This is a genomic window from Ochrobactrum soli (assembly GCF_003664555.1).
In the GTDB taxonomy this organism is placed as follows: domain Bacteria; phylum Pseudomonadota; class Alphaproteobacteria; order Rhizobiales; family Rhizobiaceae; genus Brucella; species Brucella teleogrylli.
The window spans coordinates 25105-51492 of the sequence record NZ_RCHH01000019.1 but is presented as its reverse complement, the minus strand read 5'-3'; the positions used below and the strand labels follow the sequence as shown (position 1 = coordinate 51492).

Here is a 26388-nt window from a genome sequence, read left to right as displayed (position 1 = left end):
AAAACAGATGAGAGATGACCAGCTGTGTCCAGACCAGGGGATTGACTAAGGGTGAAGGACCGCAGTTCATATGCTTCAAATAAAAGCCCCGGCCTGCGGGGGGGCGATAGCCGGGGCTCGCGCAAGTTGGGTTGCCATCGGTCTGGAAAGCCTGCGCAAAGGTGTTTGATAGGGGAACAAGGACAGCGGTCAAGGGTAAAAAATGAACTGCCTGGTATAATCGGCTAGCGCCCCGCGTGCCAAATCATGGCAAGTGCAACCAGTGCCAGCACAGAGGTAAGAACAGCTTCCGCTAAAATGATCCAACTCATTTGCGTCTCCCCAATGCACAACTACGATCCGATGGCTCAATCATGCAGGCGAAGCGTGCCACGTTTTCCTCAGAGCCAAATGCCGCGGTGGTTGTAAAGAAGCCTTAAAAAAGTGTAAACCCCGGCGGCGTTTCTAAACGCCGCTGGGGCCGCGCGCCGCATTCGTACATTCAGATCCACGCTTTGCGCTGGCATCCGAGAAACAGCGTCTCGGATGATGGGGAGGATGAGGTCGGTGAAGATGATTGAAGGGGCATCGAAGTGGTTTCGGATTTTTAGCGCTTCGCGGCGTCGCTCTCGGCAAAAGTCCTCTCCAGAAACTGGGTAGTTGTCGCATCCAGATTGGACCGAAGCCAGTCCGCCATAGCGATTTCCTCTTGCAGGCTCTGCTCACATGCCCTTGCAATTTCTTCCTCATTCAATCGGCGGGCAGCAGCGATGAGGATCGTGTAGGAGGCAATTTCCATATTCTCGAATGCGAAGCTCGCAAGGGAGCCTTTCAAAACCTCGTCGCCCGCGAAAAAGCCACTAAACGACTGACCCATGGCCATCAGTTTACCGCCAGCATCCTTTAAAGTGGATGCATCTTCACCGAGTTGATCCAGACAACGCTCAAGCCGCTCAGCTTGGGTCTTGGTTTCTTCAAGGTGGCCACGGATGCGTTCGGCCAAGTTCGGATAGTTTTCCAGACGCCCAAGGAGTCCGTTCAGCATCGTTTCGGCTTGCTCTTCCATTGCATGAGCATCACGAAGCCATTGAATGAGCCAGTGTCGAGTATCAGACATTTTCCACTCCCTTAATTGTCTTTCCTTTGATTGTCGCGCTGTCTAACCGATCGAAAAGCAGTTTGTTCCCCTTGGGACTACGGAACGAACCCGCCTGTCGGGTGTTAGGCGGTTCACACAAAAAGGATAGGCGCAATGCGAACCGTAAGTGCGTTGTTTTCAAACACACTCCAAGCAAAACTCACTATTGCCGCTTTGGTGGCTTCAGGAATCCATGCCGAAGAAATTGCCATCATATCCAGCGGGAGCGAAGGAGAATTGACGGAGAATGCAGCCGGTGTCGCAGCAGGCACCGGGGCCCTTGTGGGCGGGACCGCAGGATTGCTCACAGGTCTTGGATTGATGGCAATCCCCGGACTTGGGCGGATCGTCGCTGCAGGCTGGCTCGCGAGCACCCTGACGGGTGCTGTTAGTGGGCTGCAATCGGCGGCATCGCCGGGAATGTTTATCGTTCTCTCGTCGAAGCGGGCCTTAGTGAACGGATGCGAACATATACTCAGCCGGGATAGAGCAGGGCGGAACGTTCCTCGCAGTCAGGGTATCCGACGAACAGTACGAGGCTGCGGAGCGGATTCTGGAAAAAGCCCGCAGCTTTACAGAAACGGATATCAACACGCCTCCAGCGCCAGGTTAACACATTTTAAGACAGTGTAGCTCGAACGTCTTGTTAGACAGCAGGTAGCCGGAGTGCTTCTCCTGATTGGCTGTGGCACATCGGCTTTGGCTCTCTTAGGCAAGCGATCACAGACCCGAAACGAGTTTGGGAAAAAACTCTCTCGCTCAGGCAAACGTTCCAAAGAGGTTGTTGGAATTTGCCCGATCCATCTGATGGCGTCTGCTGTATCTAAGATGTGCCAGGTTTGCAGCAAGTTCGCTGATATAACTTTGATCGCGTAGTCCACGTTCGTACAGCAAAATTATGCACGATGCGAGTTCATGAGCCGAATAATTCTGGTCACTTTCTTCGAGAATGATGGCTGCATTAGTATAGCAGCTACGCAAAAAGGTGACTTCGATAGTATTATATACTCGGCTCGCTTCGTTAAAAAACGGCATGTCAGCCTCCTATTTCGGAATATTAACCATACGCTGTCTAGAAATATTAGGTATCGCAATATTATCACTTAATGTTAATGCGCCGGCTGAGCATTAAAACTGAAGCTTAACAATGAATTAGACGGCAGGCGCCATTCGGCCTAGTCCTGTTGGTAGCTTGCCGTTTACAGGACCGGAACTCGGTATTCCACACCAAACAGTCGGTGGCTTGCCTTGTGCGGCTGGGAACTTTGGAGGTTCGGATTGCTTAGGAAGACTTCGTTAAAAAGGAGACTTTCGATGTCAACACGGATTATTCGTCCGAACCGTCGCGGGTTTGTCGGACTTGCAGGGTCGGCTGCGGCTTTCCTAAGGTAACCGGTGTTCCGCTCCCACGTTGTCCTTACGGACCTGATCTGTGATCGCCTATCCATGGACGAGCAACGGGAGTTTCTCCATGGAGAGTACATTGGAGGTTCTCACGACCAGGAAGTCTGGACGTGAGTTTCACCGGCACTGGCCGGATGACGTTAAAGCACAGATCGTTTCGGAAAGTCTTCGGCCCGGAGCGCTGGTAAATGAAGTCGCAGAGCGACATGGCCTGAAGCCGAACCACCTCTCCACCTGGCGAACGATGGCGCGGCAGGGCAAGTTGGTTTTGCCTGCACCTGGGGATGCGGTGGAGTTCGCAGCGGTCATAGTTGCTGCACCTGTTTCGGAACCGCCGATCAAAAAGACCAGCCGTCCCGAGATCATCGTCGGGTCCGTCATCATTCGGCTGGAAGAAGGTGCGTCTGCCGAGCGCATCGCCGCTGTCGCGCGTGCCTGCGCGGTCCCGTCATGATCTTTCCATCGAACCGCGTCCGGATCATGGTGGCGACAAAGCCGGTAGATTTCCGCAAGGGCCATAATGGTCTGGCGGCGCTGGTCAAGAACGAACTGCACAAGGACCCGTTCACAGGGACGGTCTTCGTGTTTCGGTCCCGGAAAGCGGATCGATTGAAGCTGATCTACTGGGATGGCAGCGGTCTGGTGATGGCCTACAAGCGGCTGGAGGAACACACCTTCACCTGGCCGGGTATCAAGGACGGCTTGATGACGCTGGGCCATGCCCAATTCGAAGCGTTGTTTGCAGGCCTTGATTGGCGTCGCGTCCGTTCCGTAGAGGCGAGACCGCCGGACACCATCGAATAGATGCGGCACTATGACTCGGGCGGTAAATTCCAACGGCGAAGCGACGCTGATTTTGATAGACTTCGATCATGTTAGACGCCGCCGATCTTCCCGATGATGTTGCTGCGCTGAAGGCGATGCTGATCGCGGCGCAAGCGCGTGAACTTCGCAAGGATGACCGGATCGAGCGGCTGGAGAAGCTGGTTGCCGCATTCAAGCTGGCCGCCTTCGGCCGCAAATCCGAGAAGGCCAATCCCGAGCAATTCGACCTCGCATTGGAGGACCTGGAAACCGCTATTGCGGCCATCCATGCCGAAGATGAAGCCGATAGCGCCTCTGGGAAGCCGCAGCCTAAACTCCGTGCCGCCAATCGCGGCTCTCTGCCCGCCCATCTTCTTCGCGTTGAGGAGATCATCGAACCGGAAAGCCTGATCTGCGCCTGCGGCGGCGGTCTGCATTGCATCGGCGAGGACGCCTCCGAGCGGCTGGATGTCATCCCGGCGCAGTTCCGCGTCATCGTTACTCGTCGTCCCAAGTATGCGTGCCGTACCTGCACCGACGGCGTTGCCCAGGCTCCAGCGCCTGCAAGATTGATCCACGCCGGGTTGCCAACGGAGGCGACCATCGCGCATGTGCTGGTCTCCAAATATGCCGATCACATGCCGCTTTACCGACAGGCCCAGATCATGAGTCGCCAGGGCGTTGATCTCGACCGCTCCACGCTCGCCGACTGGGTCGGCCGGGCAGCATTCGAGCTTCGCCCGGTCTTCGACGCTCTGATCACCGACCTGAAGCGGTCCACCAAGCTGTTCATGGACGAGACCCGTGCGCCGGTCCTCGATCCCGGCTCTCGCAAAACCAAAACCGGATACTTCTGGGCGCTGGCTCGCGATGACCGACCGTGGGGTGGAGGTGCTCCGCCAGGCGTCGCCTTCACCTATGCTCCGGGTCGCAGTGGCCAGCATGCCGAACGGATATTGCAAGGGTTTACAGGCGTCCTTCAGGTGGATGGTTACGCGGGTTATAACCGCTTGCTCGCACCGGGACGCGCCGGGCCCGACATCCAGCTCGCCTATTGTTGGGCTCACGCACGGCGCAGGCTGGTCGAGATCACCCGCACCGGCTCGGCACCAATTGCCGAGGAAGGCGTGAAGCGGATCGGCGACCTCTATCGCATCGAAGCAGCGTTGCGCGGTCGCGACGCCGACGCCCGCTTGGCCGGAAGGCAGGCACGGTCAGCGCCATTGGTCGCCGACATGCGGACCTGGCTGACGCATCATCGTGCCCGCGTCTCTGGCAAGTCGCCGCTCGGCGAAGCACTCGCTTATATCGCCAAATACTGGGATGGGCTTTGTGTTTTCCTGACCGATGGTCGCGTCGAGATCGACAACAACAGCATCGAGCGAACCATCCGCCCGATAGCTCTGAACCGTAAGAATTCTCTCTTTGCCGGACATGACGCGGGAGCGGAGAACTGGGCGACCATCGCCTCCCTCATCGAGACCTGCAAACTCAATTCGGTTGATCCGTTTGCCTATCTGACTGCTACGCTGACCGCCATCGTCAGCGGCCACAAGCAGAGCCGAATCGATGTGCTGATGCCGTGGAGTTACTCATGACGGAGCAGACCCGAAGCGAGCTGACAGCCGATAAGCTGTCAGCTCACTTTGGAATCAAAAGGCGTAGGACATAGTTGGTTCGATCAGGTCCCACGGGTTGCCGTATAAGTCCTCGAATACGGCAACCTTACCGTAAGCCTCCACTCTTGGCTGTTCGCGGAAAGTGACACCCGCCTCCAAGTAGCGAGCATGATCACGGGCAAAGTCATCCGTTTCCAGGAAAAGGAACACCCTGCCGCCCGCCTGTCGCCCGATAGCGTCGGTCTGTTCGCCAACGGCCTTGGCGAGGAGCAGGGATGCCTGACCGCCTCCAGGGCCGACGACGACCCACCGCTTTTCACTTGATAACCTCGTGTCCTCCAGAAGTCGAAAGCCGAGCTTGCCGACATAGTAGGAGATCGCCTCGTCGTAGTCGCGCACCAGGAGTGACACGAGAGACAAACGTCGAGGCGTGCCCGTCGCTGCCTGGGTCATCGGGTGCGAACCTCGCCGGTGGAGCTTACCTTATCGATAAAGTCGCGCAGCAGTTTAGGCATTGCTTCTGTCGGCAGTGACGGCGGGTCATCGGCTCTCAGGTCCATATATATGGCAATGCATGCCTCTATCGCTCTTTTCACGGAGGCAGCGTCATTCGTGGCCACGGTTGCGGCAAGCATTCCCTGTTCGTCCAATGCCAGCGTCTCGAGGCGTCTGACACCCCGCTGGTTTTTGCCTGCACGGCGGTAAAGTAGCGGACCGAGAACCTGTTCCCGGTAGAATGCAAGCATCCCTATTGCCTCGTAGAGTTCGCCACGGGCAAGCTTGGTGGCCGCATAATGCAGCCATATCCAGGCCCGTGCTTCAAACCAGTCCGATGAATGGTTGGGCCACTCGACCTCTCCGGCTTGAACACGGGCCGCCATCTCGGCCGGCTTCCGGGCGAACAAAATCGCCCGTCGCTCGATTTGGCGGTCGAGATCAGATGCCAGGATAAATTTCAGATCGACATGCAGGAGCGGGGGACCATAGAGGCAGATCAGAAGACGCGGCTCCCCGACATGCTCGCCGGTGAAAGCGCTGACAAGACCAGGAAGGGTCTTCGCGAAAGCCAAGCGCGTGGCCATGACGTCCTCATAATCTTCGTCATTGACGACGATGACGAAGTCCAGGTCGGAATTCTCGTCGAACCCGCCGTGAATGTACGACCCGCCGATCAGAAGTGCGTTAAGCCGTTCGTCGACTGCGACCGCGTCGCAGACCTGATTCAGGAAACTCTCATGTGTTTTAGGAAGGTTGCTGGGCATATGATTCTCCTTGCCAGCACCTCAGGATAAAACAGGCGGCGCGCACACCGCAACCTTTTTTCGGGATAGCGTGACCTGTCTAACCAAGGTGGAGATGTATAGAGAAGCCTGAAGTCCACTATCGGTGCATTGTTGCCACCACGTCCAAGTGGAAAGGCATCGTTACGCCCCACTGCGCTTGGTCAACGTGCGAATAGAACAGCGCTTACTTCCTAAGCTGTGGCTGCGTTTCTGCTTTTGCAGAGCAATCGACCGAAAAAGGCGATCCAATCGCGGGCGACAAAAAATCTCTGAAAAGTCACGCGCTGGAGTTGGGTGCTGATCTCCTGCAGGATGATAGTCCGATCAGCGCGATTAATATGTATCTGAACGGCTTCCATTTTTATGCTGATGATATGGGCAGACAGGTCGAAGCGCATCATTATTGCACGCATATCAACGAGGACTTCTTCCAGTGTGTGATCTACGACGGAAATAAGGCCGGCTCGCGTCTAATCGGAATTGAATATATCGTCTCCGAGCGATTGTTTAAAACCCTGCCGGAAAAAGAGAAGCTGCTATGGCACAGTCATCGCCATGAAACGACTTCAGGCGAACTTATTATGCCCGGTATCCCTGAAACGGTTGAGCATACGGCGATTGCCGGGCTCGTATCTACCTATCGCAAAACATGGCACACATGGCAGATAGATGAAAATTCCTCTATTCCGCTCGGTATTCCGCAATTGATGATGGGTTTTACTGCCGATGGGCAACTTGATGCAGGCATGCTACGTAAACGGGACACGCAACTGGAAACCAACACGGCCTCTTTGAAGCGGACCAGGGTTGACCTTGCTCAAGCAGCACCGCCACCCGATCCATCGGCCGACGGTTGGAAAGACGGCACGTCCTATCGGCTTGCTCTTGAGGAAGTTCCGTTGAAAAACAAGCGGTAAGTTGGCATTAGGGTCTTTTAGCCTATGGCACCACGGATTGCCTGTTACGTTTGGAAAAGCACGTCAGTTTCATCGCTTGGGCTCTTTAATGTTCGATGGCATCGAGCCGAGAAAGCAGATCCGATAGCAAAACCGAATCTTCTACTGACGCCTCGGTCAGGCGGGCCTTAATCGCGTCCACAATAGCTTCAGAAGGATGCAGCGCACGATTTCTCGCGCCACGTTCCTCCAAGGATAACCAGATACTGACTGGCAATCAGATGGCTACGCCGTCCTTTAGTAAAAACATGACTTTTTTTGTGCACGTGGTTGAACCGGATACTGCATACTCGGCTAAGCCGGATTGCTAAGACTGAAATACGGCTACAATTCCAATTGTAAAAGACAAACAAGTTTTGCGTAGGCGCGAAACCTTGTAACCAGCCTTTCCATAATTGAAGCCCGTTGGCGAAAGTCATGACGTGGGTCTTAAGGCCATGATCGGCATCGTTGTTCCTATCGGCTAAGCATAGTGGCCATAGAGGTTCCATACTCCGACTCTCCCACAAATTAATTCGCGTTGTTCCATATATATTTTAAGATAACCGAGACGTGGTTTTGCTATCAACTCACGGGTTTGGCTGGTCGCAGCGTAGATCTATGAATGATTTATCAAAATGCTAGCGTACACGAACAATCCGTGGCGGTTCAGTAGGAAACAAGTTCAAAAACGTCTGTCCGGTCCGACCAAGCCGTCATGTTTGCAAACCGATAAATTACTGTCACATCAAATCGTGTTGCGGTTGTTTACACAATCTTCTCTCACACTGGTAACAGCGGAAAACTGGCTGGCCTATCTCGGTGTCTATGATCAGAGCGCATGTTTTATGCCGATGGGTAATAGGCACTCAACTGATCTGCTCCGAAAATTGGCTCGCCATCTTGACGAAACCGTTAATTCCGTGTTCGATATTGATATTCAAGACTGCTTATCGAAAATCGAGAAAAAGGGAACGACGATGGCAGAACTAAACCAAGTGAACACCTATGTCGGGTTTTCTGGAATATCGAAAACTTATGATGGGAAAAATTTCGTTGTTAAAAACCTGGATTTATCGATCAGGAAGGGCGAATTTCTGACCCTCCTCGGACCTTCCGGTTCAGGAAAAACGACCACGCTCATGATGCTGGCGGGCTTTGAATTTCCGACCACAGGAGAGATTGCGGTGGATGGACGTCCGATCCAAACCATGGCTCCCGAGAAACGCAACATCGGCATGGTTTTCCAAAACTATGCGCTTTTTCCTCATATGACCGTCGCAGAGAACGTGGGGTACTCACTCAAGGTGAGAGGTGTGGCCAAAACTGAAATTGTGCGTCGCGTATTCGAGGCGCTGTCGATGGTGCGTCTTTCGGAATACGCAGATAGGAGGCCCACGGCTCTGTCAGGTGGTCAGCAGCAGCGCGTGGCGCTTGCCCGTGCGCTCGTGTTTGAGCCAAGCTTGGTCCTTATGGATGAGCCGTTAGGCGCATTGGACAAAAAACTGCGCGAAGACCTGCAGCTTGAAATTCGCCAAATAGCTGACCGGCTTGGTTTGACGGTTGTTTATGTCACACACGACCAATATGAAGCGCTTACGATGTCCGACCGGATCGCCATCTTTAACGATGGGAGAATCCAGCAGATAGGCTGCGCGGAGGAGATATACTCTCGACCAAACAATCGGTTTGTCGCGGAATTTGTCGGAGACAACAACTGTCTCGACGCAACGATCACCGAGATCGAGGGAGGAACAGCTGTTGCAACACTGGCGGGAGGGCACACTGTTAGAGCACGGTCCACCTCCCACGCTCGACCTGGCGCGCAATGCACCATCGCCATCCGTCCAGAAAGTATTTCTCTACAGTTGGAGCCCACCCCAAACCACGTGCTGGGGACCATAGCTGACATCATCTACTGCGGTGATCAGTTGCGAATCCACATCGAACTGGATGGGGGATCGCGCCTTATCGTGAAGAGCAATGCGCCACAAACATCGCATCGGGTGGCGGTGGGAAATGAGGTCTACCTTTATTGGGAACCGGAGTGCGCTTGGGCGCTCGACGGCCGGAGTGTGAATTGACTTTTCAACATCAATAAAAGGGGAATTCCATGAAAACGCACGTATTTGCCGGTCTTATCGTTCTTGGAGTAGCGTCGCCAGCCTTGGGCCAAGAATTGACCATCGTTTCTTGGGGAGGAGCACTGCAAGAAGCGCAGACAAAAGCATTTATCGAGCCGTTTGCGAAAGACAAGGGTGTTTCCGTCACACAGGATAGTTGGAGTGGCGAACTGGCGAAGCTGCGAGCTATGGTCGACGGCCAGAGTGTCGTTTGGGACGTGATTGACATGGATCCGGTGACCGCCGCGACCGCATGCGAATCCGGCTTGTTGGAGCGTATCGGGGACGAGGAGGCGTTCAAGAACGCTGGTCTGGTTCCGGGTGGTGTGAGCGACTGCGCAGTGGCGACGAGCATATATGCGACGGTGCTGGCTTATGACAAGAAAGCTTTCAGCACGCCGCCCAAAAGCACCGTGGACATTTTTGATCTCAAAAAATTCCCCGGCAAACGCGCTGTTCGAAAGAGCCCTGTCGACGTTCTCGAAATTGCTCTCCTCGCTGATGGGGTGCCGGCCGCGGATGTTTACCCAACGCTCTCGACGCCGGAAGGGATCGACCGCGCGTTCAAGAAACTGGACACTATCAAATCGGAAATCATTTGGTGGGATGCAGGTGCCCAGCCCGCACAGATGCTCAAATCCGGCGAAGTCAAGCTCGCGCTCGCATGGAACGGCCGAATTGCCGATGCGAACGCAAAAGAAAAGGCGGATCTCGGCATCGCTTGGGCGGATCAGTTGCGCGGATTCGATATGTGGACCATTCCAGCCGGGGCCAAGAATGCAGACCTCGCGCGTGAGTTCATTTCCTTCAGTGTGAAGCCGGAAACAAACGCCGAAATTAGCAAGTACATAGCCTACGGTCCTTCCGTTGAAGCGGCAAACGATAAGGTCCCAGCGCAGACGGCGGCCAACTTGCCGTCCGCCCCCGAAAACAGCGCTGGAGCGCTCGCTCAAGACGGCTCATTCTGGGGCGCGAACAGTGAGACGCTGAACGCACGCTTTTCCAGCTGGGTTTCGCAATAATATCTCCATGCTTGAAAGAGTAAAAAACATGACCGGCAGCGGCACCTTGGCCAAGATTGATGCTAACGTCTCTCAATCAGGAGTGGGCGGCGTTAGCTTGCCTAACACCAAGACGAAAGAACGTTTTCAGAAATTAAAGGCCACGTTGCCGGTCTCGCCGCTTCTCCTCTTTATGGTGCTTTTCCTGCTTATGCCGATGCTTTTCATCGTTCGGACGGCCATTTCAGATGGAGAAATTTCAAGATCCCTCCCGGGCACCCTTTTCATGCTATCAAACGAGAAGGAGTTCCCGCCATCTGATGAAGTCTACAAAACCCTTGGGCAGGAGCTAAAAGCGGCGGTCAAATCGGGCGAACTGAGGCCATTGGGACGACGCATCGGTTATGAATTGCCACGCGGCCTCAACATCTTGCTTGATGCGTCCCGGTCGGTCAGTAAACTCACTGACGCCGTTCCTGCAAGTGATTGGAAAGCCGCGATCGTGGCTTCCAACGACGCTTGGGCGAAGGTTGGTGTTTGGTCAGTGATTGCTGCGCGTGGGGCGTCTTACAGCACATTCTATCTAGAATGGGCTCTGGGCTTTGATGTTGTCCGTGACGTCAATGGCGATGCGGCTGTTGACCAAGGTTATGATTTCCGCTCGATCTATGCTCGCACAATCATCATTGCGTTAGTTGTGACCGTCTTAACCGTGCTGATCGGTTATCCACTCGCCTATGTTATCTCGATGTCCACCGGACGCATGGCGGGTTTTCTTCTCTTCCTGATCCTGCTTCCATTCTGGACGTCTCTTTTGGTCAGGACCATGTCATGGATCGTGATGCTTCAGACAAACGGGGTATTGAACAATGCCCTCTTTGGGATGGGTTTGACCGCTGAGCCGCTGAAGCTTCTTTACACGCGTGCAGCCACGGTCCTCGCCATGATCCAAATCCAGTTACCCTTTACTGTTCTTCCAATGATTAGTGTCATGAAGGCCATTCCACCGAGCCATGTCAGGGCGGCGCGCAGTCTCGGGGCGGGGCCAATTCGTGCTCACGTTTCAGTCTTCATGCCGCAAGCGGCGCCGGGCGTCGCTGCGGGTGGCCTCCTTACTTTCGTTTTGTGCCTAGGTTTCTACCTGACCCCAGCTTTGGTTGGCGGACCTGCAGATCAAATGGTGAGTTTCTTTATCGCCCGGTTCACGAACGACGAACTGAACTGGGGATTGGCTTCAGCGCTAAGCCTCGTCCTGGTCGTTGGCGCAAGTCTGATCGCATTTCCACTTGCTCGCCATGTAGCAACGCACGCCTCGGATCGGATTTGAACATGAAGCAGCGACAATATTCTGACCTTCCCCCGTCAATTCGCGTGCCGCTATACCTGTTTACAGCCGCGATACTGGCCCTTCTCATTGTTCCGCTCGCGGCGGCATTGCCGATTTCGCTGAATTCAGATCCGTGGTTTTCCTATCCTTTGGGAGGCGTTTCGCTTCGGTGGTTTGACCAGCTTGCGTCCTCGCCAATTTGGCGAACTGCAATTATAAACAGCATACTAATCGCCGTTGTTACGACATTGCTTGCCACATCCTTGGGAACATTGGCTGCGATAGGTTTGGTCAATCCACGATTTCCAGCAAGAAATCTGGTAATGGCCATTGCTATTTCTCCTATGGTCGTTCCGGTGGTCGTTCTTGGCCTTGGCCTGTTTATCTTTTTCACTGCACTTGGATTGAATTACACCTTTGCTGGGCTGGTTATTGCACACACTTTGATTGCAATGCCTTTTGTGGTCATAACCGTGACGGCCACGCTCACGCGCTTTGACTTTCGCCTGATGCGTGCGGCGGCGAGCCTCGGAGCCGGCCGAATTACGGCTTTTCGCACCGTCATGCTTCCCATCATCGCGCCGGGGGTCGCGGCGGGAGCAGTGTTTGCATTCGCCGCATCCTTTGACGAGGTGGTGATGGTTCTGTTTGTAGCTGGACCGCAGCAGCGAACCCTCCCGAAACAGATGTTTACGGGTCTCAGAGAACAGTTGGATCCAACGATCATCGCGGCGGCGGTGCTCATGATTGTGCTTACAGCGCTTCTCATGTTGGCGACGCGTCGTCTCAATAAAAGATAGGAACGACATGACGTATCAACGCGTGACCTCAATGACGACGCGAGGCAGTGAAATTTTCGCGAAAGACTTTCGTGAACAGCCCTATTGGTGGAGGGCCGCTACGCCGATCTCGGACGTCTTTTCAGGCAGAGTTCCTGAGAAAGCTGAGGTCGTGATCGTCGGCGGCGGGATTACCGGTTTGGTGGCGGCGCTCGACCTTCAGCGGGGTGGAGCGGAGGTTATCATCGTTGATTCACAAAACATTGGGGAAGGCGCGGCCAGGCGAAACGCGGGTTTCTTGGGGCGTACGCTCAAACGATCGGTTGAGTGGATCGCTGGTCGCGAAGGTCAGAAACAAGCCATAAAGGTTTATCGAGAGCTGGACTCGGCATTGCACTGCGTGCGCACGGTTGTTTTAGAAGAAAATATCGATTGCTATCACAATATTTGCGGGCGTTTGGTTTCCGCAAATTCACCCGAGCATCTTCGTGGACTGGTCCATGATCTTGAATCCATGAAACGCCATCTCGGCTTTGACTATTCCGTTCTTAATAAGCATGAGATGAGCAAGGAGATCGCATCAGACCGGTTTTATGGTGCGGCGGTTTTGCCGGACCTTGGCTCAATTCATCCCGGGTTATACCACGCCGGTTTGATGACAAAGGTCATCGACGCAGGCGTCCGGCTTTTTAACAATACCGCTGTCACGGGCATCGAAACATCCAACCGGGGAAAAGTGGTCAGGACAACCAGAGGCGACATAAAAGCGGCTCACGTTGTTGTCGCCACGAACGGCTACACCAGTAAGGATCTTTCGTGGCATGCGAGGCGGGTCATTCCATTTAAAGGATTTGTCATTGCGACAGACCTTTTGCCGAGTGAACTGATTGACAGGGTGCTTCCGAACAAGCGCACCTATCTGGATACAAAAATGAATATCGACTTCATCCGGCCCGCTCCCGACAGTAACCGGATCTTGTTTGGCGGCATGACCGGTACGAATTGCGAAACCGGAACTGAAATGGCGGCGAGCCTTTATGACAGAATGATTTCAATACTTCCCGATCTCAAGGGTGTGAAACTGAGCCACGCGTGGACCGGAAACTGCGCTGGAACCTTTGATTTCATGCCACACCTTGGCTTGAACGATGGGGTGCACTATGCCTTGGGCTACAATTTTGCGGGTATTCCGCTGGGAACTCGCTTCGGGAAGATCGTGGCTTCCCGCATTCTGGGCCGTGGCGAACAAGGTTCTGTGTTTGACGTGGCGAAGTTTCCGTCCATTCCCCTTTACAGAGGGTCTCCATGGTTCGTGCCGCTCGCAATGAAATATTTCGACTGGCATGATAAGAGAATCGCAAATCATCGATGAGAAATGAATGGCAATGGAAAAAATGGTAACCAAGGCCACCGAGAAGCCTCTTGAGCGGTACGTTCGCATATTGGAAATCATCGCGGGCTTTCCCAAGGGGGTGTCGCCCACCACTGTGTCAGATATGCTTGGACTTCCCAAGGCGACTGCCTACCGGCTCATTCGTAGCCTCGCCGATGTTCAACTGGTGGAGTTATCCGCTCCACCCTCCGCGGAGTGCCGTATCGGTGGTCGTCTCGAACGTTTGCTATTCACTAACGCTGATGACGATTGGTTTAAGGTGGTGTCACGACCAGTTCTGCAGGATCTTGCACAACGCGTTGGGAAAGCTTGTTTTGTTGCTCGTTTCCAGGGAAACACCGTGCGCAGTCTCGACATGGTTGCTCCAGACAACCTGTTGCGAGCCTATATCATCCCTGGACAGGCCATACCTCTGCATGCTGGCGCATCTTCTAAAGCAATTTTGGCCTTCCAAGATCCCGAATTGGTTCGAATGCTCCTGCGTGCGCCACTTCAACGCTACACGGAATTGACCAAGACCAATCCCGCGGACGTCATGGTGGAACTGCAGGAGATTAGGGAAACGCAGATCGCCTATTGTGTCGGGGAGGACGTGGATGGCTTCGCTGGCCTTGCTGCGCCCGTGATCGTTGAGGGTTACCCCGTGCAGCATAGCGTGTGCATTACGGGCACGGCTACGAGCATTTTGGACACTAACCGAGAAGAGAACGTCGCGGCCGTCAGGAGCGCTGCGCGTCAGCTCGCGGACTTGTTACGCGAGAAGTTTCGAGGATCGTTTCAGCACGCGAGTTGAGCGCGACTGCATTCTTTTGACAAGGCACCGTGCGAATAGCGCGGCGCCTTGACGTGCCTTTATGTAAGTAATTGTTTTAATAGGATAATTTTCTTCCGAGTGATCGTTTTGTCATTGACAAACTTGTCGAGCCATATTTGACTGATATCACTATTCGGTACTTATTATCGATAAACGAGAAAGGTCTTCAGATGACGGTCCAACCAAACTGGCGGGCGATGGCCGCTACTCTTTCTTTCAAAAACAAGTCCTACATTGATGGGAAGTTTGTCAGCGCACTAGACGGCAGGGAGTTCGATGCCATCAATCCCGCGACCGGCGAGGTTATTGCATCTGTCGCATCATGCGATTCCAACGACGTAGATATAGCGGTGCGCTCAGCGCGGAAAGCATTTGAATCAGGTGTTTGGTCGCGCCGGTCCCCCGCGGAACGGAAGAAGGTTCTCCAGCGTTTTGCCGAACTGATGCATCAGCATGGGGATGAATTGGCGCTTCTGGAAACCCTTAACATGGGTAAGCCGATTGGTGATGCGCGATCAGTTGATGTTCCCGCCTCGGCGAATACGATTGCCTGGTATGCGGAAGCGGCTGACAAAATCTATGACGAGATTGCTCCGACTGATGCATCCGCGCTTGGAATGATCACCAGAGAGCCTATCGGTGTGGTCGCCGCTGTTGTTCCTTGGAACTTCCCGCTCCTGATGGCATGCTGGAAGCTTGGTCCAGCGCTCGCGACCGGAAACTCGGTGATCCTGAAGCCTGCTGAGCAATCTCCGCTCTCAGCGCTTCGACTTGCTGAGTTGGCGTCCGAGGCGGGCGTCCCGGATGGCGTGTTCAACGTCGTGACCGGCCTGGGTGAGACCGCCGGTCAGGCGCTCGGTCTGCATATGGACGTCGATAGTGTGACGTTCACAGGTTCGACCGAAGTTGGCAAACTTTTCATGAGTTACTCTGGTCAGTCAAACCTGAAGCGGATCGCCTTGGAGTGTGGTGGTAAGACCCCACATATTATCATGGGCGATTGCAGCAACCTTGACGAAGCCGCCACTGCGGCGGCCTTTGGGATTTTCTTCAATCAGGGCGAAGTCTGCAATGCCGGTTCCCGCCTGCTCGTCGACCGCAAAATCAAAGACGAGTTTATTGAAAAGGTCATTCGCGTAGGTCAAACCTTGAAGCCCGGTGATCCGCTTGACCCCACTACGAAAATGGGAGCAATCGTCAGCAGGACGCAGATGGACCGTGTTCTCGATTACATCGATATCGGTCAAAAGGAAGGAGCCAGGCTTCTGTCCGGAGGTAAGCAAGCGCTAGGAGAGACTGGTGGCTACTTTGTCGAGCCGACCGTTTTCGACAATGTCTCGAATTCCATGCGCATCGCTCAGGAAGAAATCTTTGGGCCCGTATTGTCGACCATTACATTTGCTGACGCCGAAGAAGCGGTCCGAATTGCAAACGACACGATCTATGGCCTCGCGGCAGCCGTTTGGAGCGATAATATCAATACGGCTCTCAATACGGCGCGCCGGCTCCGTGCGGGCTCGGTTTGGGTCAACAACTTCGATGAAAGCAATATCACAGTACCCTTCGGTGGCTATAAACAGTCCGGCTTCGGTCGTGATAAGTCCCTCCATGCGCTTGATAAATACACCGAGCTGAAGACCACTTGGGTCAAACTAACGGCTTAATGGTCCTCATTTTGCACAGGCTTTAAAGAGCATCCAAAGGAAACTCGACAATGCGCGATCCGCGTTTTGACATCTTATTTGAGCGCGTCCAGATCGGACCGCACATTGCTCGAAATCGTTTCTATCAAACTCCGCATTGTAACGGCATGGGGAATCTAAGGCCCCAGGCCCACGCCGCCATGCGGGGCGTAAAGGCAGAGGGTGGATGGGCGGTGGTCAACACGGAGCACTGTTCCGTTCATCCATCGGGCGACCTGATGCCTGAGGTGCTCCAGATGCTCTGGGACGATGGCGACATCCCTCCGCTGGCGCTTATGGTGGACGCGGTTCATGAGCATGGGTCTCTGGCCGGAGTGCAGCTTGCTTATCCGGCCTATTACAACGCAAACCGGTTGACGCGCGAGGCTCCTCTCGGGCCAATGGATCGGCCAGTCAGTGGCCATCACCCGATCCAGGTGAGGGCGATGGACAAGCAAGATATTCGCAATCTCCGGGGTTGGTGGAAGGATGCGGCGGTTCGCGCTCGCAAAGCGGGTTTTGATATACTCAATGTCGACGGAAACTTCTCCACCATAGCCTTTCAGTTTCTTTCCCCCAGGAACCAGCGGACGGACGAGTATGGTGGACCGCTCAAGAACAGAATTCGCCTTTTGAAGGAGCTGATCGAGGTCACACGTGAGGGTGGCGGAGACCAATGTGCGGTCAGCGTTCGTCTGATAGTCGACGAATTGTTCGGAGAACTCGGACTACGCGCGGCTGATGAAGGTATAGAGGCTATTGGCCTTTTGGCCGAGCTTCCTGATTTGTGGGACTTGGTGATCGGTACGTGGGCTGATGATTCCCCAACCTCCAGATTTGCACCTGAAAACGACCATGAGCCATTTATGGTCGGTATCAAAGCTGTCACGACAAAGCCTGTGGTGGGTGTCGGCCGTTTCACCTCGCCCGATACCATGGCCAGCCTCATCCGTCGCGGCGTTCTGGATATGATCGGGGCTGCTCGCCCGTCGATTGCCGATCCTTTCTTGCCCAGAAAGATCGAGGAAGGACGTTACGAAGATATTCGTGAATGCATCGGTTGCAACATCTGTGTTTCCAGTCATTTTGCAATGACCAATTTACGCTGCACCCAGAACCCAACCATGGGTGAGGAATGGCGGCGCGGCTGGCATCCCGAGCGAATAGCTGCAAAAACGAGTGACAAATCCGTTCTTATCGTGGGCGGAGGTCCTTCGGGCCTGGAGTGCGCCCGAGCTCTTGGAGAACGTGGTTACAGTGTAACTCTTGCCGAACGAGACACCAGGCTTGGAGGCAGAATTACTCTGGAAGGAGAATTACCAGGTCTTCGCGAATGGCTTCGGGTTCGGGATTGGCGTGTTACTCAACTAAACAAGCTTGCCAACGTTGATATTTATCTCGATAGTGAGTTAACCCTGCCTGACATCATCGATTTCGGCGCGGATCACATTGTGTTCGCCACAGGCTCCCATTGGCGCGCGGACGGCGTCGGACGAGCCACCCATTTGCCAGTCCCAATAGATCCGGACTTACCGCTATTCACCCCCGATCACCTCATGGTGGGAAAGACACTGTCCGGCAAAGTCGTCGTATATGATGACGATCATTATTACATGGGTGCGGTCATTGCCGAGAAGTTGGCGTTGGAAGGCTGTGATGTCACATTGATCACACCGGCGTCCGACATATCGTCCTTCACCGTGAATACCCTCGAAAACGTTCGAGTTGCGCGGCGACTGGCAGAACGAAATGTGAAAATGATCACGCATTCGGTGCTTTTTGAAGGGAAAAAGGATCGCCTGATTGTGGCGGACACGCGCACGGGCGCAAGAGCCGAGTTTTCCGCCGACGCACTCGTCCTTGTTACGGCCAGGGTCCCCAATAACAACCTTTTCTACGCCGCGGACGAGCATTATCGCGCTTCTGGCGCGGACAATGGCGTCTCCCGGATCGGTGACTGTAACGCGCCTGCGGCGATCTACGCCGCCGTTTATTCGGGGCACCGTTTCGCTGCGGAGTTTGATACCGCAAATCCTCTTTTGCGACGTGAACGGATCGATCTCATTAATTCAGGTTCCGTCGAAGATTTGGCCTTTGTCACGACGGGCCGAGGTTTTCGGTATCTGGAGAACGTTTAACAATTTCAATCGGCAGGAACATCATGACCACTACCGCTAATTCAGCCGCCCTTTATGAACGCGCGAAAAACGTCATGCCCGGTGGCAATACACGAACAACAGTTTTTCGTACTCCACACCAAATCTACGCGCAACGGGGGCACGGATGCCGCATTGTGGACGTGGACGGCAATACACGAATAGACGCCCTGGGCAATTTTACCGCGCTTATTCACGGTTATGGCAATGAGCGTATACTGTCGGCCGCTCGTAGCCAACTTGAACTGGGCTTCTGCTTTGGCATGTCAACTGAAGGCGAAATCCGGCTTTCCGAACTTCTTTCGGAGCGCCTGCCATCCGTTGAACAGTTGCGATACACAAACTCCGGCACCGAAGCGGTGATGAACGCGATCAAGGGAGCCCGAGCGTATACAGGGCGGACGAAGATTGCAAAATGCGAAGGCGCCTATCATGGGACATACGATCCCGCCGAGGTCAGCCAGGACGCCAATGCTTCAAACTGGGGAAACGTCGCTCACCCCACCTCGGTCGCGACGGCAAAAGGCACGCCGCAAGGCGTTTTGGATGATATCGTTGTCATTCCATTCAACAACACGGAACTTGCTGAAGCGATTCTCCGCGCGGAGGGACCCCGGCTCGCTGCTGTCCTTGTCGACGTCATGCCAAATCGGGCGGGCTTGGTCCCGGCAAATCATGATTTCTTGAGGATGCTTCGCCGAGTGACCCGCGACCTGGGCGCGCTCCTGATTTTGGACGAAGTCATCACATTTCGATTGGGATTTAACGGAGCGCAAGGTCGGTTCGATGTCGATCCTGACTTCACTACCCTGGGCAAGGTCATTGGCGGTGGATTTGCAATCGGTGCGATTGGTGGAAAAACCGAGGTGATGGCCGTCTTTGATCCCAGCAAGGGCGCGCCAGCGGTTCCGCACGGAGGCACCTTCAGCGCTAACCCGATGTCGATGCTTTGCGGAGTGGCGGCGGTGGAAGAATTGACCACGGAGCGATTTGAACAACTTGAGGACCTCGGACAGCGCTTTGAACGGGGTGTCCGCCAATTGTTCCAGGTCCATGGTGTTGACGGCCAGGTCACGGGGCTAGGTTCTCTTCGGCGTGTGCATATGACCAATTCCCCCCTTAGCGATTATCGTTCCACGGTTCAGGCCGCGGACGGGGCGAAGAGGGTGTCCGCGCTTGCTAAACAATTATTGGATGAAGGCGTACTGATTGCTGGTAACGGATTGATCGCCTTTTCCACGCCGATGACAAATAGCGATATCGACGAAATTCTTTCCAGTTTTGAACGCGCTTTGAAAAAGACATCTCAGCAACAGTGAGGACATCATGCAGAAGCAAAAGGTGGAAGTCACCAATCAATGGGGCGCGACAATCGGTTACTCGCGCGCCGTGCGAGTGGGAAATTTTATCATTGTGTCTGGGACGGCTGCTTCCGGCCCGGACGGTGCGCTTCACCGTGGGGATGCTCAAAAGCAGACGGAAATCGTCTTTGAACGCATAGGCGAGGCGCTTGCGGAAGTTGGAGCGGAGCTTTCCGATGTTATTGAGACCCGCATATTCCTGCGCAACATATCGGATTGGGAACCGGTTGGTCGGGTGCACGGTCAAATATTCGGTGACGTGCGGCCCGCCACAACGATGGTGCAGGCGGGTGCGCTGATCTCTGACGACCTGCTGGTCGAAATCGCAGTGACTGCTGTTAAGGATTAAGGTGTTACGGTCGGGTAAACGTTCCGGTTAAACTCTGAAGGGCAAGTATTCCAATACAGTTAGTAATTTTGCTAGGCGCAAAAAAGTGCCTTGAGTAGCTGCCCGTTCTTAACTTCGTTTGCTTGCAGTATTTCCCGAAGCCTCTGCGGACTTAGAAGAAGCTTTATCTCAGCTTTAAAACACGCTGGGGAATGTCACAACCATGTAGAAAGCCATATCCTTTGGCTAAGATCAAAAGAAGCGGAGCCAACCGTGCGAGTGTTGACAGACCAGACTTGATGTTGCCCTCTTACGCGACGAGAGCTGATTTTTTGGGGCGTATAAGCTACGCGATGTCGAAGGAAGACGTGCTGTTTACAATTTCGATGGTTTGACATTGGCATCGGTACCCACATAGTTTGTAATTAGCTTCATCATAACATTTGCCTATCTACTGCCATTCTTAAATTCTGACTGGCAATCTGGAAATGCATGCAAGGGCAGATGCTTTTGGCAAATTGAATGACTTTTTGTTCTTGTCTCAAGTGGGAATGCGTAGTTCGATGTTAGCATCAATTCGAGATCCCTTTGCATTGAGTTCGAGTTCTGGTATGAATTGTTCACACCTGATATGATGCATTGCTAAAGAGAAGAAGAATGGCCAACATCGAAAAACGCACGATTAGCCTTCCTAGTGAGCAGGCAGCCTTCATCGAATCCAAAGTCAAGAACGGTGATTACGCTTCAGTCAGTGAGGTTGTTCGTGCTGGTATTCGAGCATTAAGAGAGCGGGATGAAGTGATTGAACGGTGGTTAAATAATGCGGTTTCTGCATCTTACGATGCGATGAAATCAGATCCATCCCGTGCGGTGACCGTTGATTCTGCCTTTGCCTCAGTTCGTAATCGACATGCTGAACGCGTGAAAGTTCGCAAGTGATCTGCAGATCCGTAGTCTTGTCCCCGGAAGCGGAAACGGATCTGGTGGCTCTTTATGATTGGATAGCCGAAAGAGCATCGCCTGATACCGCACTTGGATACATTGATAGGCTCGAGAGCTATATACGCGGCTTCGACTACGCTTCTGAACGTGGCACTTTGCTGAACGATATACGCGAAGGGCTGCGAACCGTTGGGTTTGAACGCGGAGTAACGATCGCGTTCAATGTCACTGCGCAAGAAGTTGTTGTGCTTGGCTTATTCTATGGTGGCCAAAATTGGCAGGAAGCCTTATCTGAGCACTGAAACCGTGATCGTCGTTCTTGACTTTTACTCGGCATAAGAGGGGCTGGTGTTGTCACGTTAACTGGGCTGCAGTTGCCTGCCTGACGGTTTGGGCGTAAATTTTGGCGATGCAGACATCAGATATCATCTTCAAGCGTCACCGTTTTCCGCCACAGATCGTTGCTCATGCGGTGTGGCTTTATCTGCGGTTCAACCTTAGTCTGCGTGAAGTTGAAGAAATGCTGCTTGAGCGTGGAATCGACGTATCATACGAGACAGTTCGTCGTTGGATCGCCAAGTTCGGCCCCCAGATCACACGCAACTTGCGGCGGCGTCAGGCGCGCCCCGGCGATGTTTGGTATTTGGACGAAGTGGTCGTCAAATGCGCTGGAGAAAAATTCTGGCTTTGGCGTGCGGTGGATCAACATGGCTCCGTTCTCGAAGAAATCTTGCAGAAGCGGCGTGATAAAAGGGCGGCAAAGCGATTGCTTGTGGCGTTAATGAAGCGCTATGGCTTTGCTCCCAAACGGATCATCACCGATAAGCTCCGCTCCTACGGTGCAGCAAAGGCAGAAGTGGCACCCGGCCTTGACCATTGGTCGCACAAGGGCCTTCAATAATCGGGCCGAAAATAGCCATCTGCCGTTTAGGAAACGGGAGCGAACCATGCAAGGTCATCGGTCACCTGGAGCGTTGCAACGGTTCGTCTCCATGCACTCAGCGACCCGCAATTGTTTCTCTGTTCCATCTCGTCGCCGAGCCGCACACACAATTCGCTACCATCGCCTCGAAGCTTTCGATGCATGGAAAATTGCGGCCTGTTTCGCCTGAATATCTACGAGCCCCTGGCCTTTCCGGCCAGAGAAACTTAACGTGACAACACCGAGGGGCTTGATGCGGATACTTATGATCTTGACTTTGAATCAGAAACATAAATTTGCCACTCAATTTGCTCCGCTTACGAAATTCGGGACATATCCGCAAAAACGCTCTGCCGATCCGGAATTGCGTTTAGAAGGCCTCGAAGTTTGAATTGAAGGCGTCACATCGCTTGCCAAAAAGAATACCACGGCGGTCAATGCGTGAAATGTCGAAGTCAGCTTGTGAACAGATTATTGCACTGCCGTTGCTGGGGACGAGGGGCGGGGAGGCTCGGTATTCCATGGGCCGCTCTCGCATCGGCATGATCACGACGAGCCATAAGGCGTGATTTTCGTCTCGGTGACGCTAGACTGAAGGCGTTTGAAAGCTAAGGGAGGAATTCCGATGCCGAGATTTCTGGCTGTTTATACGATTAATTCTGAAGACCTCGCATCCTTTCGACGCCTGTCAAAAGCGGAGCAGGATGCGGTCGATGCGAAGGGAATAGCACAGTGGAGGGCATGGGAAGAACGGCACGCTGCGGTCATCCTGGATCGCGGCGGCATGGTGGGGAAGACGACGCGTGTGACGAAGCAGGGGATCGCTGAAGCCAAGAATCCGTTTTGCGGTTATCTTGTGGTGGAAGCTGAAACGGCGGACGCTGCGGCCAAGCTATTTCTGGATCATCCGCATATTACGGTGTTTCCAGGTGATGGCATTGATATCATGCCTTTTGTAACCTGATTTTCTAATTGTCCATCGCTGCCGAACCGGGCCGAGCAAGCGGGGCGTTCGGTCAAGGCAGCGCTTATCCTGGATTAACGCCAGAGAAGGGATGAAGCGGACACTCGAAATGCTATAACCTTCGTGACTTAAATGACCCATCTCCACGACCGACATTGTCCTCGCGCCATTGGCTTGGGGTGACGCCTTCCCATTCGCGGAAGGCGCGATAGAATGAGCTGGTGTCCTGATAACCGAGCAGATAAGCGATTTCCTCAGTGCCATTGACACCACTGGCCAGCATGTCACGACCCAGTTCCTGCCGCGAGGCTTCCAGCAGGTGCCGGAATGAAGTGCCAGCCTCGGCAATGCGCCTTTGGAGAGTTCGCTCGCTGAACCCCAACGCGTCCGCCACATCGGCCAGTTCCGGCTTGCCGCTGGCCAGCCTACGCTTGAGCACGATCTTGACCTGTTCGGGCAAGGAGCTTTGCGCGTCGATCTCCTTTAACGCACTGGATAATGCCGGTGTCAGAATGGCCAGTAGCTCGGGATTGTGCCCCGCAAAGGGCCGGTCGAGATCGGCAGCGTCGAGGACCAGGACATTGCGCGATGAGTTGAAGATGACCGGGGCGGCGAAATAGTCCCGATGAGCTTGGCTCAGCGGCCCGGGGCGGCTCATCTCCACCCGGATCGGCACGATATGCCGGCCGGTGCCGCGTCGTCCCAGCTCCAGTATGGCGGCAAAGGTCACATCGGCTGCGGCATCAGGCTCCAACTCGACGGCGTGGACCCAGTCCACTACAATCTGCGCTTCGCGGCCTTTTTCGACAAGGGTGAGTTCCTCGGGCGTGCAGAGCCGCTTGTACCGGGCCAGACGCACCAGCCCATCGCGAAAATCCCTGGCGAAGAAGGCCGACATAGTGGCTGGCGGATGCACGGATGTGTCGGTCTCGATGGTCAGAGTCAGGCCGATCGCTGGATCACCGGTCAGCTCTTCAAGGGCACGCCAGAGCGCAAAGTATTGTGCCGTCGTCACCCAAGCGTCGTCTGAGACGTGCAATGTCACCGGCAGCTTTGCCTGTCGGAGCAATGCGGCGGGCGGGATGCGGGCGCGCTCGACAGCGCGCCAGAAGGCCTGGGGAAGCTTGCACTTGTCGACAGGGAACCTGGACATGGTAACCTCCGCTTTTCTCTTACATCTGGCTCTTGATCATACGGTCGAAAATGCGGTCACCGAGCCATTTGCGGATCCAGATCATCGGCTTGGCATAAGCGCCGACCAGATAGCGGGTCTTCGGCCGCGATGATGCTATGGCCTTCGAGACAGTTTCTGCGATGACGTCCGGGTTGGTGCCGCGATTGTGGCCGTAGCTGGACTGCATCGACTTGACCACGCCGTTAGCGATCTTTTCATAGGGGCCGTTCTTGGAGCGCTCGGCAATACCCTGCTGTCCGGCATCGCCAAAGCCGGTTTCGATCAGGCCGGGCTCGATGATGACAACGCGGATACCGAATGGCTCGACCTCAAGGCGCAGGCTGTCCGACCAGCCTTCCAGCGCATGTTTTGTTGCATGATACCAAGCCCCGAGCACGGTGTAGATCTTGCCGCCCATGGACGTTATGTTGACGATGGTACCGGCTTTCTTCTCGCGCATGGCGGGCAGAAGCAGCTGCGTCAGGCGCGCGGCGCCGAACATGTTGACCTCGAACTGGTAACGAGCTTCATCGAGCGGGATTTCTTCCACCGGTCCATAAAGGCCGAACCCGGCATTGTTGACGAGAACATCGACGCCGCCGGTCTGGGCCAGAATGGTTTCGACGCCCGCCACGATCTCTTCGTCCTTCGAGACGTCGATGCGCAGTGGCTGAGCACCGAGGTCGGCGAGGTCCGCCATTTTGTCGACACTGCGCGCCGAAACATAAACCTGATAGCCATCGTTGATCAGGCGCTTTGCAATAGACTTGCCCATGCCCGACGATGCGCCGGTGACCAGAGCCGTCTTCTTTCCTTTGGTGAACATCTCAGCCTCGCTGTGTTTCGATGACCAAGAGGTAGGCTGTGTTGCGCGACAATACATTATCGTAGTACGCCAGCACGATAGCAAATTACGCCAAAATGTTCGCAATCTCCTCAAATACCAATGTATCGGCCAGGCAAATCCGGGTTGCTCATTTAACGGTAATAAACGCCTGTCCTGTTTTCTGGCGGTAATTCCAAGTGCGTCCACCGAAACCTGAGCGACCGCTTTGGTCCTCTTAGCTGTCTGTCGGTAATGCGCCCTCATGTCGGACGTTCGAGTTGTCGGAAAGTTTGCTGAAAGCGGTCGTTTCTCTTTTAATATTAGTAGCGACCGCGAAGGGCGGGAAAGCGGATAGTTTGCTCATTAGCAGCCTATGCGAGCAGCGGACGTCGCTTCGCGCTCGCCGTAGTTTAAAGGCATTGCTGCAGTCGGTTGTGGGGGGCGCCGCAAATCACATTCCAGCCGACAGCCTTGTGCCCAATAGTTGCCGGACTGTAACGGGCGTAAAGCTCTTCGATTAAGCGGATCCGATTAATACCAAATGCAGACCTTCTGTTTTGATTGAATTCATCCGAGGTAAGTTGGAATGCGCAGCAGAAGCGCTCATCCATGAACGGAAATAGAAATTGGAACGAACGGGTTCTTTGGCCCTGTTAACATCGCGGGTTGTCAAGGTGATTGCTATGTCCTTTACGCTTAAAAGGGTTTGGTATTTTCAAATAACCCTTCGAAAACTTAGCCGTCGCTTCGCTGAGAATGCGAGATCTGCGAATATCGGAAAATCACACAGAATGTTTGGTGTTGTTTGTTAAATAACGACATTAGATATATTGCAGAAACGATTGAAATTACATTTCATTTTGCAGATTTTAATTTGAACTATACCTTTATTGAATGGGGTTGATAAAAAGTATTCCAATATACGATGAATAATGAGAATATAAATTCTGACAATTAACGTACTTAAGTCCGCTGATAACAATAGCTGCCAATGGCTTATAGCTTTTGGATGGAGAAAAACCGCTGACTCCATGACAGTCGGCGGCCTTTCATTTCAAGAACCCAAAGTGGCTTTTAAAGTCGATTATTTGTAAGCGGAAACCACGATTTCAATCAGCGTGTCGCTGCCCAGATCGGCAACGCCAACGGTTGCACGGGTTGGCAGCTGCGAAGGATCGATCCATTCCTTCCAGACCTTATCCATTTCAGGCTTCTTGCTGAGGTCTGTTACGAAGATGGTGGCTGCCAGAAGCTTGGTCTTGTCCGTGCCTGCCTGTGCCAGATAGCTGTCGAGCTTGGCGAGGATTTCGCGGGTCTGACCAGCCATATCCAGGCTTTCGTCATCACAGGTGGTTCCACCGACATAGACAATACCGTTGTGTTCGACGACGCGATGCATGATCGGCGTCTGAATGAAACGCTCAGCCATAGTTT

Annotated in this window: 24 protein-coding genes and 1 pseudogene; 18 read left to right on the top strand and 7 right to left on the bottom strand. The window is 54.0% G+C overall.

Annotated elements, in window-relative coordinates; genetic code table 11:
• Positions 1-586: 586 nt before the first annotated feature.
• Both D8666_RS21050 and D8666_RS21045 read right to left on the bottom strand, forming a co-directional pair.
• A complete protein-coding gene (locus D8666_RS21050) occupies positions 587-1096 on the bottom strand; it encodes a ferritin-like domain-containing protein (RefSeq protein WP_121539286.1) in 510 nt (169 codons plus the stop codon).
• Positions 1097-1876: 780 nt separating this feature from the next.
• Positions 1877-2152 carry a hypothetical protein gene (locus D8666_RS21045; RefSeq protein ID WP_121539285.1) on the bottom strand — a complete coding sequence of 92 codons (276 nt, stop codon included), beginning with the start codon at positions 2150-2152 and terminating at the stop codon, positions 1877-1879.
• Positions 2153-2588: 436 nt separating this feature from the next.
• Here D8666_RS21045 and tnpA point away from each other — a divergent pair, with 436 nt between their 5' ends.
• From tnpA to tnpC, 3 genes are all read left to right on the top strand, one after another.
• Entirely contained in the window at positions 2589-2975 is a 387-nt protein-coding gene (tnpA, locus tag D8666_RS24045) for an IS66-like element accessory protein TnpA (RefSeq protein ID WP_147438022.1), read from the top strand.
• Complete coding sequence (gene tnpB, locus D8666_RS24040; protein ID WP_147438021.1) at positions 2972-3325, top strand: IS66 family insertion sequence element accessory protein TnpB; 354 nt, start codon at positions 2972-2974, stop codon at positions 3323-3325. Before tnpA ends, tnpB begins: the two co-directional genes overlap by 4 nt.
• 68 nt (positions 3326-3393) lie before the next feature.
• The gene (gene tnpC, locus D8666_RS21035; RefSeq protein ID WP_121539284.1) at positions 3394-4923 is read left to right on the top strand and encodes an IS66 family transposase; all 1530 of its coding nucleotides are present in this window, start codon (positions 3394-3396) and stop codon (positions 4921-4923) included.
• Positions 4924-4977: 54 nt separating this feature from the next.
• Here tnpC and D8666_RS21030 read toward each other — a convergent pair whose 3' ends face one another.
• Positions 4978-5397 (bottom strand): VOC family protein, encoded by a 420-nt coding sequence (locus D8666_RS21030; protein ID WP_121539283.1) that lies wholly within the window; start codon positions 5395-5397, stop codon positions 4978-4980.
• Positions 5394-6206: a nucleotidyltransferase domain-containing protein gene (locus tag D8666_RS21025; RefSeq protein WP_121539282.1), complete on the bottom strand. Its 813-nt coding sequence runs from the start codon at positions 6204-6206 to the stop codon at positions 5394-5396. The genes D8666_RS21030 and D8666_RS21025 overlap by 4 nt, the downstream gene beginning before the upstream one ends.
• Before the next feature lie 311 nt (positions 6207-6517).
• On the opposite strand from D8666_RS21025, the gene D8666_RS21020 reads away from it, so the two are divergent.
• From D8666_RS21020 to D8666_RS20950, 15 genes and pseudogenes are all read left to right on the top strand, one after another.
• Entirely contained in the window at positions 6518-7144 is a 627-nt protein-coding gene (locus D8666_RS21020; RefSeq protein ID WP_209446005.1) for an OBAP family protein, read from the top strand.
• A gap of 998 nt (positions 7145-8142) precedes the next feature.
• On the top strand, positions 8143-9246 hold the full coding sequence (locus tag D8666_RS21015) for an ABC transporter ATP-binding protein (RefSeq protein ID WP_121539303.1): 1104 nt from the start codon (positions 8143-8145) through the stop codon (positions 9244-9246).
• A gap of 29 nt (positions 9247-9275) precedes the next feature.
• Positions 9276-10307, top strand: a complete 1032-nt coding sequence (locus D8666_RS21010; RefSeq protein WP_121539280.1) for an ABC transporter substrate-binding protein — start codon at positions 9276-9278, stop codon at positions 10305-10307.
• 28 nt (positions 10308-10335) lie between these two features.
• The gene (locus D8666_RS21005; RefSeq protein ID WP_121539279.1) at positions 10336-11613 is read left to right on the top strand and encodes an ABC transporter permease; all 1278 of its coding nucleotides are present in this window, start codon (positions 10336-10338) and stop codon (positions 11611-11613) included.
• Between the two features lie 2 nt (positions 11614-11615).
• Positions 11616-12413: an ABC transporter permease gene (locus D8666_RS21000; protein ID WP_121539278.1), complete on the top strand. Its 798-nt coding sequence runs from the start codon at positions 11616-11618 to the stop codon at positions 12411-12413.
• A gap of 7 nt (positions 12414-12420) precedes the next feature.
• Positions 12421-13764 (top strand): NAD(P)/FAD-dependent oxidoreductase, encoded by a 1344-nt coding sequence (locus tag D8666_RS20995; protein ID WP_121539277.1) that lies wholly within the window; start codon positions 12421-12423, stop codon positions 13762-13764.
• Positions 13765-13771: 7 nt separating this feature from the next.
• Entirely contained in the window at positions 13772-14578 is an 807-nt protein-coding gene (locus D8666_RS20990) for an IclR family transcriptional regulator (RefSeq protein ID WP_235859034.1), read from the top strand.
• A gap of 191 nt (positions 14579-14769) precedes the next feature.
• On the top strand, positions 14770-16263 hold the full coding sequence (locus tag D8666_RS20985) for an aldehyde dehydrogenase (protein ID WP_121539276.1): 1494 nt from the start codon (positions 14770-14772) through the stop codon (positions 16261-16263).
• A 50-nt stretch (positions 16264-16313) separates the two neighbouring features.
• Positions 16314-18419 (top strand): oxidoreductase, encoded by a 2106-nt coding sequence (locus D8666_RS20980; protein ID WP_121539275.1) that lies wholly within the window; start codon positions 16314-16316, stop codon positions 18417-18419.
• A 23-nt stretch (positions 18420-18442) separates the two neighbouring features.
• A complete protein-coding gene (locus D8666_RS20975; RefSeq protein WP_121539274.1) occupies positions 18443-19756 on the top strand; it encodes an aspartate aminotransferase family protein in 1314 nt (437 codons plus the stop codon).
• Between the two features lie 7 nt (positions 19757-19763).
• Positions 19764-20147 carry a RidA family protein gene (locus D8666_RS20970; protein ID WP_121539273.1) on the top strand — a complete coding sequence of 128 codons (384 nt, stop codon included), beginning with the start codon at positions 19764-19766 and terminating at the stop codon, positions 20145-20147.
• Between the two features lie 636 nt (positions 20148-20783).
• The gene (locus D8666_RS20965) at positions 20784-21065 is read left to right on the top strand and encodes a type II toxin-antitoxin system ParD family antitoxin (RefSeq protein WP_109365726.1); all 282 of its coding nucleotides are present in this window, start codon (positions 20784-20786) and stop codon (positions 21063-21065) included.
• Entirely contained in the window at positions 21062-21370 is a 309-nt protein-coding gene (locus tag D8666_RS20960; protein WP_121539272.1) for a type II toxin-antitoxin system RelE/ParE family toxin, read from the top strand. Before D8666_RS20965 ends, D8666_RS20960 begins: the two co-directional genes overlap by 4 nt.
• A gap of 107 nt (positions 21371-21477) precedes the next feature.
• Positions 21478-22180, top strand: a pseudogene (locus D8666_RS20955) (IS6 family transposase).
• A 435-nt stretch (positions 22181-22615) separates the two neighbouring features.
• Positions 22616-22954 (top strand): hypothetical protein, encoded by a 339-nt coding sequence (locus tag D8666_RS20950; RefSeq protein ID WP_121539271.1) that lies wholly within the window; start codon positions 22616-22618, stop codon positions 22952-22954.
• Between the two features lie 112 nt (positions 22955-23066).
• Here the strand turns inward: D8666_RS20950 and D8666_RS20945 are convergent, their stop codons facing one another.
• The 3 genes from D8666_RS20945 to D8666_RS20935 form a co-directional block, all read right to left on the bottom strand.
• Positions 23067-24107 carry an AraC family transcriptional regulator gene (locus D8666_RS20945; protein ID WP_121539270.1) on the bottom strand — a complete coding sequence of 347 codons (1041 nt, stop codon included), beginning with the start codon at positions 24105-24107 and terminating at the stop codon, positions 23067-23069.
• Between the two features lie 19 nt (positions 24108-24126).
• The gene (locus tag D8666_RS20940; protein WP_121539269.1) at positions 24127-24954 is read right to left on the bottom strand and encodes an oxidoreductase; all 828 of its coding nucleotides are present in this window, start codon (positions 24952-24954) and stop codon (positions 24127-24129) included.
• A 1084-nt stretch (positions 24955-26038) separates the two neighbouring features.
• Positions 26039-26383 (bottom strand): RidA family protein, encoded by a 345-nt coding sequence (locus tag D8666_RS20935; RefSeq protein WP_109365731.1) that lies wholly within the window; start codon positions 26381-26383, stop codon positions 26039-26041.
• Positions 26384-26388: the final 5 nt, after the last annotated feature.

Excerpts from the sequence above, each read along its gene's own strand:
- D8666_RS21050 (WP_121539286.1), bottom strand. The coding sequence starts at position 1,096 with ATGTCTGATACTCGACACTGGCTCATTCAATGGCTTCGTGATGCTCAT.
- D8666_RS21045 (WP_121539285.1), bottom strand. The coding sequence starts at position 2,152 with ATGCCGTTTTTTAACGAAGCGAGCCGAGTATATAATACTATCGAAGTC.
- tnpA (WP_147438022.1), top strand. The coding sequence starts at position 2,589 with ATGGAGAGTACATTGGAGGTTCTCACGACCAGGAAGTCTGGACGTGAG.
- tnpB (WP_147438021.1), top strand. The coding sequence starts at position 2,972 with ATGATCTTTCCATCGAACCGCGTCCGGATCATGGTGGCGACAAAGCCG.
- tnpC (WP_121539284.1), top strand. The coding sequence starts at position 3,394 with ATGTTAGACGCCGCCGATCTTCCCGATGATGTTGCTGCGCTGAAGGCG.
- D8666_RS21030 (WP_121539283.1), bottom strand. The coding sequence starts at position 5,397 with ATGACCCAGGCAGCGACGGGCACGCCTCGACGTTTGTCTCTCGTGTCA.
- D8666_RS21025 (WP_121539282.1), bottom strand. The coding sequence starts at position 6,206 with ATGCCCAGCAACCTTCCTAAAACACATGAGAGTTTCCTGAATCAGGTC.
- D8666_RS21015 (WP_121539303.1), top strand. The coding sequence starts at position 8,143 with ATGGCAGAACTAAACCAAGTGAACACCTATGTCGGGTTTTCTGGAATA.
- D8666_RS21010 (WP_121539280.1), top strand. The coding sequence starts at position 9,276 with ATGAAAACGCACGTATTTGCCGGTCTTATCGTTCTTGGAGTAGCGTCG.
- D8666_RS21005 (WP_121539279.1), top strand. The coding sequence starts at position 10,336 with ATGACCGGCAGCGGCACCTTGGCCAAGATTGATGCTAACGTCTCTCAA.
- D8666_RS21000 (WP_121539278.1), top strand. The coding sequence starts at position 11,616 with ATGAAGCAGCGACAATATTCTGACCTTCCCCCGTCAATTCGCGTGCCG.
- D8666_RS20995 (WP_121539277.1), top strand. The coding sequence starts at position 12,421 with ATGACGTATCAACGCGTGACCTCAATGACGACGCGAGGCAGTGAAATT.
- D8666_RS20990 (WP_235859034.1), top strand. The coding sequence starts at position 13,772 with ATGGCAATGGAAAAAATGGTAACCAAGGCCACCGAGAAGCCTCTTGAG.
- D8666_RS20985 (WP_121539276.1), top strand. The coding sequence starts at position 14,770 with ATGACGGTCCAACCAAACTGGCGGGCGATGGCCGCTACTCTTTCTTTC.
- D8666_RS20980 (WP_121539275.1), top strand. The coding sequence starts at position 16,314 with ATGCGCGATCCGCGTTTTGACATCTTATTTGAGCGCGTCCAGATCGGA.
- D8666_RS20975 (WP_121539274.1), top strand. The coding sequence starts at position 18,443 with ATGACCACTACCGCTAATTCAGCCGCCCTTTATGAACGCGCGAAAAAC.
- D8666_RS20970 (WP_121539273.1), top strand. The coding sequence starts at position 19,764 with ATGCAGAAGCAAAAGGTGGAAGTCACCAATCAATGGGGCGCGACAATC.
- D8666_RS20965 (WP_109365726.1), top strand. The coding sequence starts at position 20,784 with ATGGCCAACATCGAAAAACGCACGATTAGCCTTCCTAGTGAGCAGGCA.
- D8666_RS20950 (WP_121539271.1), top strand. The coding sequence starts at position 22,616 with ATGCCGAGATTTCTGGCTGTTTATACGATTAATTCTGAAGACCTCGCA.
- D8666_RS20945 (WP_121539270.1), bottom strand. The coding sequence starts at position 24,107 with ATGTCCAGGTTCCCTGTCGACAAGTGCAAGCTTCCCCAGGCCTTCTGG.
- D8666_RS20940 (WP_121539269.1), bottom strand. The coding sequence starts at position 24,954 with ATGTTCACCAAAGGAAAGAAGACGGCTCTGGTCACCGGCGCATCGTCG.
- D8666_RS20935 (WP_109365731.1), bottom strand. The coding sequence starts at position 26,383 with ATGGCTGAGCGTTTCATTCAGACGCCGATCATGCATCGCGTCGTCGAA.